Origin of the sequence: Pseudorhodoplanes sp. (genome assembly GCF_050250235.1) — a bacterium.
Lineage (GTDB): Bacteria > Pseudomonadota > Alphaproteobacteria > Rhizobiales > Xanthobacteraceae > Pseudorhodoplanes.
Genome location: NZ_JBFWPA010000081.1, coordinates 18,125 through 30,297 on the forward strand (window position 1 = coordinate 18,125; position 12,173 = coordinate 30,297).

9 protein-coding genes are annotated in these 12,173 nt (G+C 64.5%); 5 read left to right on the forward strand and 4 right to left on the reverse strand.

Going from position 1 to position 12,173, the window contains the following annotated elements; translation table 11 throughout:
- Positions 1-160: 160 nt before the first annotated feature.
- The 4 genes from AB7F49_RS26485 (at position 161) to hcrB (ending at position 5,025) form a co-directional block, all read left to right on the forward strand.
- Positions 161-583, forward strand: coding sequence for an acyl-CoA thioesterase (locus tag AB7F49_RS26485; protein ID WP_428527976.1), 423 nt, complete (start codon positions 161-163; stop codon positions 581-583).
- A gap of 192 nt (positions 584-775) precedes the next feature.
- Positions 776-1,258 (forward strand): (2Fe-2S)-binding protein, encoded by a 483-nt coding sequence (locus AB7F49_RS26490; RefSeq protein WP_428527978.1) that lies wholly within the window; start codon positions 776-778, stop codon positions 1,256-1,258.
- Positions 1,259-1,523: 265 nt separating this feature from the next.
- A complete protein-coding gene (gene hcrA / locus AB7F49_RS26495; protein ID WP_428527980.1) occupies positions 1,524-3,884 on the forward strand; it encodes a 4-hydroxybenzoyl-CoA reductase subunit alpha in 2,361 nt (786 codons plus the stop codon).
- A 124-nt stretch (positions 3,885-4,008) separates the two neighbouring features.
- Positions 4,009-5,025 carry a 4-hydroxybenzoyl-CoA reductase subunit beta gene (gene hcrB, locus AB7F49_RS26500; RefSeq protein WP_428527982.1) on the forward strand — a complete coding sequence of 339 codons (1,017 nt, stop codon included), beginning with the start codon at positions 4,009-4,011 and terminating at the stop codon, positions 5,023-5,025.
- A 15-nt stretch (positions 5,026-5,040) separates the two neighbouring features.
- Here hcrB and AB7F49_RS26505 read toward each other — a convergent pair whose 3' ends face one another.
- The 4 genes from AB7F49_RS26505 to AB7F49_RS26520 all read right to left on the reverse strand — a co-directional run bounded on the left by AB7F49_RS26505 (position 5,041) and on the right by AB7F49_RS26520 (position 10,921).
- On the reverse strand, positions 5,041-6,807 hold the full coding sequence (locus tag AB7F49_RS26505; RefSeq protein WP_428527984.1) for a potassium/proton antiporter: 1,767 nt from the start codon (positions 6,805-6,807) through the stop codon (positions 5,041-5,043).
- A 106-nt stretch (positions 6,808-6,913) separates the two neighbouring features.
- Positions 6,914-8,647, reverse strand: coding sequence for a YbaL family putative K(+) efflux transporter (ybaL, locus tag AB7F49_RS26510; RefSeq protein WP_428527986.1), 1,734 nt, complete (start codon positions 8,645-8,647; stop codon positions 6,914-6,916).
- Between the two features lie 96 nt (positions 8,648-8,743).
- Positions 8,744-9,679, reverse strand: coding sequence for a 3-keto-5-aminohexanoate cleavage protein (locus AB7F49_RS26515; protein ID WP_428527988.1), 936 nt, complete (start codon positions 9,677-9,679; stop codon positions 8,744-8,746).
- A gap of 75 nt (positions 9,680-9,754) precedes the next feature.
- Positions 9,755-10,921, reverse strand: a complete 1,167-nt coding sequence (locus AB7F49_RS26520; protein ID WP_428527990.1) for an aminotransferase class V-fold PLP-dependent enzyme — start codon at positions 10,919-10,921, stop codon at positions 9,755-9,757.
- Positions 10,922-11,079: 158 nt separating this feature from the next.
- Here AB7F49_RS26520 and AB7F49_RS26525 point away from each other — a divergent pair, with 158 nt between their 5' ends.
- Entirely contained in the window at positions 11,080-11,928 is an 849-nt protein-coding gene (locus AB7F49_RS26525) for a tryptophan 2,3-dioxygenase (RefSeq protein ID WP_428527992.1), read from the forward strand.
- Positions 11,929-12,173: the final 245 nt, after the last annotated feature.

The following is a 12,173-nucleotide window of genomic DNA, read 5'->3' on the forward strand; positions in this document are numbered from 1 at the left end:
CCGGAATCCATAACCACCACAGGGAGTATGGATTCCGGGCTCGTCGCTTCGCGACGCCCCGGAATGACACTGAGGAGATACCGCGCCCGGGACACGGCGCATTTGACACGCCCCCTTCCCCTGCGGCATCGAATGCAGGTTCCAACCGGGGGCAATCTTCGTGGGCGACTTCGTCAACAAGCGGCATTTCACCATCGACTGGGCTTATTGCGACCCGGCGGGCATCGTCTTCAACAGCCGCTTCTTCGAGTTTTTCGACACCTCGAGCTGGCTCCTGTTCGAGGCCGCGCTCGGCGTGAAACCGCACAAGATGGCCGAGACCTTCGAAATTCTCGGCGTGCCGCTGGTCGACGCACGCGCCAAATTCATGGTACCGGCGAAGTTCGGCGACATGGTCGAGATGCATTCCTTCGTCGGCGAGTTCCGCCGCTCGAGCTTCGAGGTCCGCCACCAGATTTACGTGGATGGGCAACTCGCGGTTGACGGCTCCGAAACCCGCGTCTGGGCGTCGCTCGACGAAAAGGGACAGCTCAAGACCAAACCCATCCCCGCCGACGTGATCGCGAAATTCAAGACACCCTGAACCAAGCCTTCTCGAGCGAAGCGGGCGCCCGTTCGCGCAAGGAAAACGCTTCGGAACGAAAGTGGCCAGCGATTCCCGGTTCCGGCCCTTCGGATTGCATAGTTGGGGCTCAAACTATTACACTGTAGAGACTCAAAACAGTGAGCCGGGCCGCAGGCCGGCCGGCCAAAAAGCAGTACGGGAAACGCATCGATGGCGAGACTGCTCGAGCTTGTGCTCAACGACCGCCGGCGCGCGGACGCGGTCCCCGACAACCTGCTCCTGCTCGATTACCTGCGCGAAGTGACAGGCCTCACCGGCACCAAGACCGGCTGCGACGGCGGCGAATGCGGCGCCTGCACCGTGCTGGTGGATGGCAAGCCGGTGCTGTCATGCCTCACGCTCGCGGCGAGCGCCGCCGGCCGCAAGGTCGAAACCATCGAGTCGCTCGGCCGTGACGGACAGCTCTCCGCCGTGCAGCGCGGCTTCCACGAGAAGCTCGGCTCGCAATGCGGCTATTGCACGCCCGGCTTCATCATGGCCTCGGTCGGATTGCTGCGCAAAAATCCGAACCCGACCGACGACGAAATCCTCGACGCGCTCGGCGGCAATATCTGCCGCTGCACCGGATACGTGAAGATCATCGAGGCGGTGAAGTTCGCCGCGGGGCTGAAGGCCGAGGGAGTGGCGCCATGAACAATCATCTCATGCGTGCCGCAAGCTTCACCGTCGAGCCGCGCATTCGGTGCGCTCCCCTCCCCCCGCGAGCGAAGCGAGTGGTGGGGAGGGGTCGGGGGTGGGGGGCCAAGCCACCGTCTCAGCCGAGATATGCCCCCCACCCCGGTTCGCCTCGCTGCGCGATGCGAACCGACCCTCCCCACCGCACGCAGCCAAGTTTACGCAGGCTGCGTAAACTTGCCTGCGAAGCGGGGGGAGGGAAAGTAAGGGTCGGAGTCGCGCCATGAACAAGGACGTCCCCACCCACAACATCATTACCGCCCGCAAAATCGGCGACTATGTGCCGCTGGTGGACGGACCGGAGAAGGTCTCCGGCCGCGCGAAATACACCGCCGATATCCTCGGCGCGAACATGCTCGCGGGCCGCATCTATCGCAGTCCCTATTCGCATGCCGAGATTCTCGACGTCGACATCTCCGAGGCGCTGAAAGTCCCCGGCGTCAGGGCGATCGTGACCGGCGGCGATTGCGACAAGACCTTCGGCGTTCTGCCGATCGCGCGCAGCGAACATCCGCTCGCGCGCGGCCGCGTGCGCTATCGCGGCGAGCCGGTCGCGGCGGTCGCCGCCATCGACGATGCGGCAGCGCGCGAAGCTTTGCGGCGCATCACCATGAAAGTGCGCGAACTGCCGGCCTATTACAAATCGCAGGATGCGCTCGCGCCCGACGCCGTGCAATTGCACGAGAAGAAGCCCGGCAATCTCGAACGCGACGTGTTCTTCGAACTGGGCAATGTCGAGGATGCCTTCGCCGATGCCGATCTGGTTCGCGAAGGCATCTATAATTGCCCGGAAGTCTGCCAGGTGCAGATGGAGATGCACGCGGCGATCGCCGATTACGACGCGGTGCGCGACCGCATCACCGTGCATGCCTCGACGCAGGTTCCCTACTACGTTCACCTGATGCTGTCCGACATCCTCGGCATGGACATGTCGCGCATCCGGGTGATCAAGCCGCATGTCGGCGGCGGCTTCGGCTGCCGCACCGAGACGCTCAATGTCGAGCTGATCACCGCGTTGCTGGCGCGCAAGGCCGGCGGTGCCGTTCGCACCGTCGTCAATCGCGAGGAGACCTTCATCACCCATCGCGGCCGGCCCGAGACCGACATCAAGCTGAAGATCGGCCTGAAGAAGGACGGCCGCATCACCGGCGTCGAATGCGAGGCGATCCAGCGCGGCGGCGCGCATTCCGGCTACGGCGTGGTCACGATCCTCTATGCGGGCTCGATGCTGTACGCGATCTACGACCTGAAGAACGTCAAGTATGTCGGCAAGCGGGTGCTGACCAACACCCCGCCCTGCGGCGCGTTCCGCGGCCATGGCACAGTGGATGTACGCTTCGCGTTCGAAAGCCTGCTCGACCAGATGGCGCACGAGATGGGGATCGATCCGTTCCAGGTGCGCCGCGCCAACCTGCTGCAGGCGCCGACCTTCACCGATAACGACCTGATGGTGAATTCCTACGGCCTGCCGGAATGCCTCGACCTCGTCGAACAGGCGAGCGGCTGGAAAGCCCGCAAGGGCAAGATGGGCAACGGCAAGTCGAGCCTCAAGAAGGGGCTGGGCATGGCCTGTTCGCATTACATCTCCGGTGCATCCAAGCCGGTCAACTGGACCGGCGAGCCGCATGCCACGGTGAAGATCAAGGTCGATTTCGACGGCTCACTGGTGGTGCTGTCGGGGGCCGCCGATATCGGCCAGGGCTCAAGCACCATTCTCGTTCAGGCGGTCGCCGAAGTGCTGGGCCTCGACATGGGCCGCGTGCGCGTGGTCACCGGCGACAGCGAGGTGGTGCCGAAGGACAACGGCTCGTATTCGTCGCGCGTCACCTTCATGGTCGGCAATGCGGCGATCGACGCCGCGCGAAACCTCAAGGCGCTGTTCATCAAGGCCGCCGCGCGCAAGCTCGATGCGAAGCCCGAAGACATCGAATGCCTCGGCGAGGTCTATCGCGCCGGCGCGCAGGACAGGGGCGCGACGTTTGAAGAAGTGGTCGTGGAGGCCTTGAAAGATTCCGGCACCATCACCGTCACCGGCAATTACTCCACCATCCCGGAATCGCATGGCGGCAAGAAGTATCGCGGCTCCGCGATCGGCGGCACCATGGGCTACAGCTATTCCGCGCAGGTTGTGGAGGTCACCGTCGATGAGGACACCGGCGTCGTGACCGTCGACAAGGTGTGGGTCGCGCACGACTGCGGCAAGGCGCTCAACCGGCTGAGCGTCGAGGGCCAGGTGCAGGGCTCGGTCTGGATGGGCATGGGCCAGGCGATGAGCGAGGAAGTCGGCTATCACGAGGGCCTGATGGTCACCGGCAACATGCTGGATTACCGCGTGCCGACGATCCAGGATTCGCCGCCGATGGAAACCTTCATCGTCGAGAGCAACGATCCGCATGGGCCGTTCGGCGCCAAGGAAGCCGGCGAAGGATCGCTCGCGGCGTTCCTGCCCGCGCTGACCAACGCCATTCACGATGCCATCGGCATCCGCTTCAACGACCTGCCGATGACGCCGGACCGCGTCCACGAGGCGATCGAGAAGAAGAAACGCGCCGAAGCGCGCGGGAAGAAGAAGGGGGCTGAGTGATGAGTTTCGCTCGACGGCCTATCTCCCGCTCGTCCCCGCGAAGGCGGGGACCCAGACTCTTTACACTGGATGCCCGCCGTCGCGCGCATGAGCGGAGTGTGTGTCATGCGCGGGGTATCAACTGATGGACGCCCTCCCCGATTTTTCTCTGCTCCGCCCCACCTCGCTCGATGAAGCCTTGAAAGCCCGCGCCGCGAATCCCGACTCGAAGCCGCTCGGCGGCGGCACCGATCTCACGGTGAACATCCGCCGTGGCATCGTCGCGCCGGCCGTGCTGATCGAGATGAACCAGGTCGCCGAATTGCGTGCCATCAAGGCGGACGCGGACGGCATCGAGGTCGGCGCGTCGGTGACGCTCGCCGAATTGTCGGAGCATCCGGATGTACAAAAGCATTATCCGGTGGTCGCGCAGGCCGCGCACGAGATCGCAGGTCCCACACACCGGATCATGGGCACGGTCGGCGGCAATCTGTGCCTCGACACACGCTGCATCTATTACAATCAGAGCGAATGGTGGCGCGACGCCAACGACCATTGCCTGAAGACCACCGGCACCATGTGCCATGTGGCGCCGAAAAGCCGCGGCGTGTGTTTTGCCACCTTCAGCGGCGATCTGGCGCCAGCCTTTCTCACGCTCGGCGCCGAGGTGGACCTCGCGGGACCGGACGGCCGCCGCACCGTGCCGCTCAACGATATCTATATCGGCTTTGCGCGTCAGGACGTGCCGGTCACCGAGACGCAGGGCGACGGCAAGTTCTTCCTCGCGCTGCGGCCGGGCGAGATCGTGACCGCGGTGCGCACCAGGAACACGCCCGGCCTCCGCTCGGCTTATGACAAGATCCGCATCCGCCGCTCGATCGAATATCCCGTGGCTGGCGTCGCGGTCGCGCTGAAGCGCGAGGGCGACGCGCTGGCTGATCTTCGCGTCGCCTTCACAGGGACCAATCCGCGCCCGGTCCTGCTGACGGGAACGGCCGAACTCTGCGGCAGGCCGCTGGACGAAGCGTCTTACAAGGGCCTCGACGATCTGGTTCGCGACCAGGTGATGGCGATGAAGACCACCTTCACGCCCGGCCATTATCGGCGCCGCGTCGCCTCGGTGCTGGCGCGCCGGCTGGTGGCCCGGCTGTTCGATCAATAACACATCGCGCCGGGCTCATCCCGCCAGCCGGCGTAGCCATGTCCAGGCGCGTCCGTACCACGGCTTCGGCTCCTCCTCGGCCAGTTGAAGGCCGATCGTCAGCGCGTGGTCGTCCTTCACCCGGTGCACCACCAGCGCAACATCGCCGAGGCGGATGGTGTCGCCGGCATGCGGCGCGCGGCCGAGCCGCTTGTTGAACACCTCCGCCACCGTCATCATCTGCTGTGCCGGATCGACGGCGATTCCGTAGATCTCCGCCAGCGCGCCGAGCGTGATGTCGCCGCCGACGAAGAAATCGCCCAGCAATTCCGGATCCGGTGACGACGGCGGCGGCAAATTCGCAAAGAAGCGATCGAGCGACGCGGCCTTTTCCTGCGGCGCCAGCAGAAAGACATGGTCGCTCTCATGCAGCCCGCGCGCTTCTTCCGGGGTGAGAACCTTCTCGTCCCGCACCACCAGCGCGAGCTTCGCCCAGGACGGCAGGATTCCGCCGCGCAGATACGGACTGCCGGGTGTCACGCGATAGCCCACAAGTTCCTGCGTGCGCTGACCGGGCAGATCGAGTTCGATGCGCGGCTGAAAGACATCGGGCCTTCGCTTTGCGATCCGCATTCGGCGCGCGACCCAGGGCACGCTCCAGCCCTGAACGAGAAGCGAAACCACCACCACCACGAAGCCGATGTCGAAATAGAGCTGGCTGTTCGGCAATCCGACCAGCAGCGGGATCGAGGCAAGGAAAATGCCGACCGCTCCGCGCAGGCCCACCCAGGAGATGAAAACCATTTCGCGAAAGCTGAAGCGGAACAGCGCCAGGCACAGGAACACGGCGACCGGACGCGCCAGCAGGATCAGGGTCGCCGCAATGGCAAGCGCGGGCAGCAGCCGATCCGGCAGCGTGGCAGGCCATGCCAGAAGGCCGAGCAGCACGAACATCACGATCTGGCCGAGCCAGGTGGCGGCGTCGAGAAACGCAACGATCGCGGAATGCGCGCGCTTGACCCGGTTTCCGACCACAAGCCCGGCAAGATAGACCGCGAGAAAGCCCGATCCATCGACCACGGCCGCCACACCGAACGTGACCAGCGCACCGGTGGCGGCGAACGGCGCGTGCAGGCCCTGCGGCAGCGTCAGCCGGTTCAGCACCGCGGTGATGGCATAGCCGCCGGCAATACCCATGATCACGCCGATCACGCCCTGTTTCGCCAGCAGCAATGCAAGATCGGCAGGGGGCTGCGAGCCGTGCATGACGATCTCGACCAGCACAACGGTCAGGAAGATCGCGAACGGATCGTTGGTCCCCGATTCCACTTCGATGGTGGCGCCGACACGTGGCCGCAGCCGCAGCCCGCGCGAATGCATCAGGAAGAACACGGCTGCGGCGTCGGTGGAGGCGACGACGGCGCCGACCAGAAGCGACTCGGCCCATCCAAGACCGAGCAGATAATGCGCCATCGGGGCGGTGACCGCGGCGGTCAGCAATACGCCGACGGTCGCGAGCGTTCCGGCCGGCGCCAGCACCGATCGAAAGGTCGCAAACCGCGTGCGCAGGCCACCGTCGAACAGGATGAGCGCCAGCGCGACCGAACCGACGGTATAGGTCAGGGCGACATTGTTGAAGCTGATGCCGCCGGGGCCGGACTCGCCAGCCAGCACGCCGACGGCAAGAAAGATCAGCAGCAGCGGGGCACCGAACCGCAGCGCCACCAGGCTCGACAGGATGCCGGTCAGGACCAGCACCGCACCAAGCAGGATGACGATATTGATTGATTCGAGCGCTTCCATCCGTGGTGGGTCTCCGCCACCCTTGGTAACGGCTCGCCGCCGCAGCGCAATAATATTGTGCGCCTCGTCCGCACAAGCCGGCTTGCCTCGCCGACCGGGCTGTCACTCAGGAAGGCTCGGCCACCGGCGTATCGTCCACGACCGGTTGCCCGAGGTCGGGACCCTTCTGTCCCGGCGGGCCTGGAATGCCCGCGATCATGGCTTTGGCGATCTCGTGCTCGCCCATCACCACCTCGGTGGCGCCGTGCTTCAGCAGATGGGCCGTTTCTTCCTCGGAATGCGAACGGGCGATGATCTTCAGCGCGGGATTTGCCTTGCGCCCGAGTTCGACCGCATAGCCGCTCTCGAATGCATCGGGCACCGCGACCAGCAGGCAGCGTGCGCCGGCGAGATTGGTGGCCGCCAAAATCTCCTTGTTGACGCCATTGCCGCGGATCGTCTCGATCCCATCGCCGTTCAGATTCTTCAGAACGTCGGCGTCGGTGTCGATCACCAGCAACGGGATTCCGGCCTCGATCACGCGCGGCGCGATGAAACGCCCGACCCGGCCATAGCCGATCAGCACCACATGCCCGGTCAGTGCGGTGTTCGGAATCGGTTCGCGCGCCGCGCGCTTGCGGCTCTCCTCCTCTTCCTTCGGCCTGGCGCTTTCCCTGGCAAGGTAGCGATCCACCATCGCAAAGAAGACCGGATTGAGCAGGATCGACAGGATCGCGCCGGCAAGGATGAGATCACGCGCATCGGGCGGCAGCAGCGCCAGCGCGACGCCGAGCCCGGCCAGGATGAACGAGAACTCGCCGATCTGCGCGAGGCTCGCCGAAATCGTCAGCGCCGTGGAGGGCGGATGGCGAAACAGCCGCACGATCAGATAGGCCGCGACCGACTTGCCGAGCACGATAATGAGCAGCGTTACCAGGACCGGCAGCGGTTCGCGCACCACGATCATCGGATCGACCAGCATGCCGACCGAGACGAAGAACAGCACCGCAAAGGCGTCGCGCAATGGCAGCGTTTCCTGAGCGGCACGCTGCGACAATTCGGATTCGGCGAGGATCATGCCGGCGAAGAAGGCGCCGAGCGCGAAGGATACATCGAACAGCGTTGCGGCGCCGAAGGCGACGCCGAGCGCGATCGCCAGCACCGCCAGCCGAAAGAGCTCGCGGGAGCCGGTATGGGCGACCCAGTGCATGATCCACGGGATGACGCGGCGACCGACCAGCAGCATGATGATCACGAAGCCCGCGACCTTGGCGAGCGTCAGCACCAGCGGCCAGATCAGCTCGGCGAGCGCAAGGCTCTGGCCGGTCGCGCCCTTCAGGGTGTCGGCCAGGACCGGCAGCAGCACCAGTGCGATCACCATGGCGATGTCTTCGACGATCAGCCAGCCGACCGCGATCCGCCCGCGCTCGGTCTCGACCAGGCGCCGGTCCTGAAGGGCGCGCAGCAGAACCACAGTGGAGGCGACCGACAACGCAAGGCCGAACACCAGTCCGGCCGCCACTGGCCAGCCGAGCAGATGCGCGAGCCCCATCCCGAGCAGGGTTGCGACCGCGATCTGTGCCACCGCGCCCGGGATCGCGATGGCCTTCACTTTCATCAGATCGTCGAGCGAGAAATGCAGCCCGACGCCGAACATCAGCAGGATGATCCCGATCTCGGCGAGCTGGTCGGCGATCTTCTGGTCCGCCACGTAGCCGGGTGTGAACGGGCCAATGAGGATGCCGGCGAGGAGATAGCCGACCAGCGGCGACAAGCGGATGCGCTGCGCCACCGCGCCGAGCACGAAGGCGAGCACCAGCCCCATGACGAGCGTGGAAATCAGTGGCGTATCATGATGCATCCGCCCGTCTTAGCGGCTCAATGTGCCGATGACGAGACCTGCGACGAGCCGCGCGGCCTGCGTTCTCCCCCGTGACGACAGATCGAGAGATGAAGCCTAGAAACCGACCTTGTCCCCGCCCTTGAGCGAGAGAATTTCGCGGGCATCGTCCGGTGTCGCGATCTCGAGGCCGAGCCCTTCCAGGATCTTGCGGACTTGCGTCACCTGCGCGGCATTGGTTTCGGCGAGCTTGCCGGGACCCGCCCAGAGCGAATCCTCGAGCCCGACGCGCACATTGCCGCCCATCGCGGCCGCGATCGCGGCGACCCGCATCTGGTTCGAGCCCGCGCCCAGCACCGACCAGTGGTAATTGTCGCCGAGCAGCCGGTCCGCGGTGCGGCGCATCTGCATCACGTCTTCCGGATGCGCGCCGATGCCGCCGAGAATGCCGAATACCGACTGGACGAATAGCGGCGCCTTGACCACGCCCCGGTCCAGGAAATGCTTCAGCGTGTAGAGATGTCCGATATCGTAGCACTCGATCTCGAAGCGGGTTCCATTCTCGGAACAGGTGGTCAGGATGTACTCGATATCGGCAAAGGTATTCTTGAACATCCCCTTGCGCGACCCTTCGAGATACGGCTCCTCCCAGTCGTGCTTGAACTTGCCCTTGTAGCGCGGGATCATCGGGTAAAGGCCGAAATTCATCGTGCCCATGTTGAGCGATGCGACCTCCGGCTTGAAGGTCGCGGCAGGCCGCACGCGCTCCTCGATCGCCATGGTCGGTGCCCCGCCGGTGGTGATGTTCACCACCACATTGGACCGCTGCTTGATGACCTTCAGAAACGGGGCGAATGCTTCCGGGGTCTGGTCAGGCCGGCCATCCTGCGGGTTGCGGGCATGCAGATGCACGATGGCCGCGCCGGCTTCCGCGGCGCCGATTGCCGCATCGGCGATCTCCTGCGCGGTAACCGGCAAATGCGGCGACATCGACGGCGTGTGGATCGAGCCGGTGACAGCGCAGGTGATGATGACTTTGCGGCCTTTCGCCATGTTTCCTTACCCCGGACATTTGATCTTGCAGGAATGGGCGGGGATTGAGCGCATCCGGCGCGTTTTCGTCAAGCGTCAAAGCTCGCGCAGACGCCGCAGCAGCCGCTTCACATCGTCCGCATTGTGGTACAGCCCGAATCCCACCCGCAGCCGCGTGTCGCGCACGTCGACCACGATATTCGCGGCCTTCAGTCGCGCCTTCCAGTCCGCCGCGTCGGGATGCTCGAAGGTGAGGAAATTTCCGCGCGACATCTCCTGCGCGGGGACCACGAGATGCACCGGATCGAACAGGCCGAAGGGGCTTTCCGAAATGTCGGCGAGGAACACCTGCTGCAGCGCCATGGCATGTGCATGGATTTTCGACGCATCGAGACCGAGCGCCGCCATCCAGTCCAGCGCCGCGCGCATGCGATAAAGCCCGCTCGGATCGAAGGTCGCCCCCATGAAGCGCTGGCCGTCGGTCGCGTAGCGCACCCGGTCCTGCGGGCCGGACAGGCTCGCGAAGCTGGCATACCAGCCGGTGTTGCGCGGCCGCGGCGCAAAGCCGGGCGGACAATGCATGAAGCAGGCGCCCTCGCCCGCCATCGCATATTTGTAGCCGCCGGCGAGATAGAAGGCGCGGTCCGCAATATGCGAGAGGTCGACCGGCACGGCGAGGAAGGCGTGGTAGCCGTCGATCACCGTCAGCCGGTCCGGCGCCGCCACCGCATCCACCAGCGCATCGAGATCGGGCAGCGCATAGCCCGAATTGAAGAAGACCTGACTGACGAAAACCATCTCGGGCGTGTGCGCGTTGACCGCCTGGACAATGCGGGCCGGCAGGGTCGCGAACGGCTCGGTAGGGACCGCGATGACCTCGATCAGGCTGTCCTCGGCGAGGCGCTCGGTCTGCCGCTTGAAGGAATGAAATTCGCCGTCGGTCGTCACGATCTTCGGAACGCGATCGAGCGGCAAGGCCGAGATCAGCCGGTTGACGAATTCATGGGTGTTGACCGCCGAAACCAGCGTCGCCGGATCGGGCAGTCGCAGATGATCCGCCACCCCTTTTGCGACCGCGGGCCAGACCTCGCCCAGGACGCGGGTCCATTTCTCGTCGACCAGTTCGGCCGCATCGTCCCAGAGTTGGATTTGCGCCGCGCGCGTCGCGTCCGGCCAATAGGCATGGCTGTGCGCGGCAAAGTGCAGCCGCTCGGGATCGGCGTTGCGGAAGCGGGAGAATTCGGCGGTCAGGTCGAGCGGCATTGCTGATTTACACGCACATCTGTTTCCCGCTCGTCCCCGCGAAAGCGGGGACCCAGATGTGCTGGATTCCCGCTTTCGCGGGAATGAGCGGAGAGCTAGGTTCGATCTGAATGGACCAAAGTCCAAACCTGTCTGTCAAACGAATTGGAAGCACGATCGTGACCACAAACGAGTCACCGCCCCCAAGCCGCATCGGCGACGACATGCATGTCGATCTCGCCGGCCGCATGACCTATGGCGATTATCTGCAGCTGGGCACCCTGCTTGCCGCCAAGAAGCCGCTGTCCGGCAAGCATGACGAGCACCTTTTCATCACCATCCACCACGTTCAGGAATTGTGGCTCAACCTGATGGGGCACGAGCTCGATGCCGCGATCGATTTCATCCTGCGCGACCAGCTCCCGCCTTCATTCAAGTCGATGGCGCGCATGACGCGCATCCTCGAGCAGATGATCAGCGCCTGGAACGTGCTGTCGACCATGACGCCGTCGGACTATCTCGAATTCCGCCACGAGCTTGGCCAATCCTCCGGCTTTCAGTCGTTCCAGTACCGCATGGTCGAATTCCGCCTTGGTGCGAAGGACCCGAAGATGCTGCTGCCGCACCGGCACGACACCGCGAATTACGACCGGCTGAAGGCGGCGCTCGACGCGCCGAGCCTGTACGACGCCGCGCTGATGCTGCTGTATCGCCGCGGCTTTGCGATTCCCGACGAGATCGTGAAGCGCGATTTCTCGGTCCGGCATGTCCCCAGCGACGCCGTTCGCAGCGCCTGGCTGAAGGTCTATCGCGAATCCAAGAAGTATTTCGACCTGTACGAACTGGCCGAGGAGCTGGTCGATCTGGAAGATTGGTTCCAGCAGTGGCGTTTCCGCCACATGAAGACGGTCGAGCGCATCATCGGCTACAAGCGCGGCACGGGGGGATCGAGCGGCGTCGGATTTCTGAAATCGGCCCTCGATCACTCGTTTTTCCCGGAATTGTGGGCGGTGCGGACCGAGCTTTGATCGACCTGCACAAGTCCGGGCGGGTCGCAGAGCCGCGCGTCCGGTCTCGAGCTGGCTCGAAATGGCCAGTGGCACGTTAACATCCGGTTTACGATAACAAATGATGACCCGCCTCCCTTGTCCGTCGTCAGATGATTTGAGACAGGTTGCAGCCTGATTCAGCGGAGGTTCTGGCCCATCTGGTTTTGGATTTAAGCGGCTTTGTTTTGGTGCAGCAAGCGGCGGTTATGGATTGTCTGTCGTTT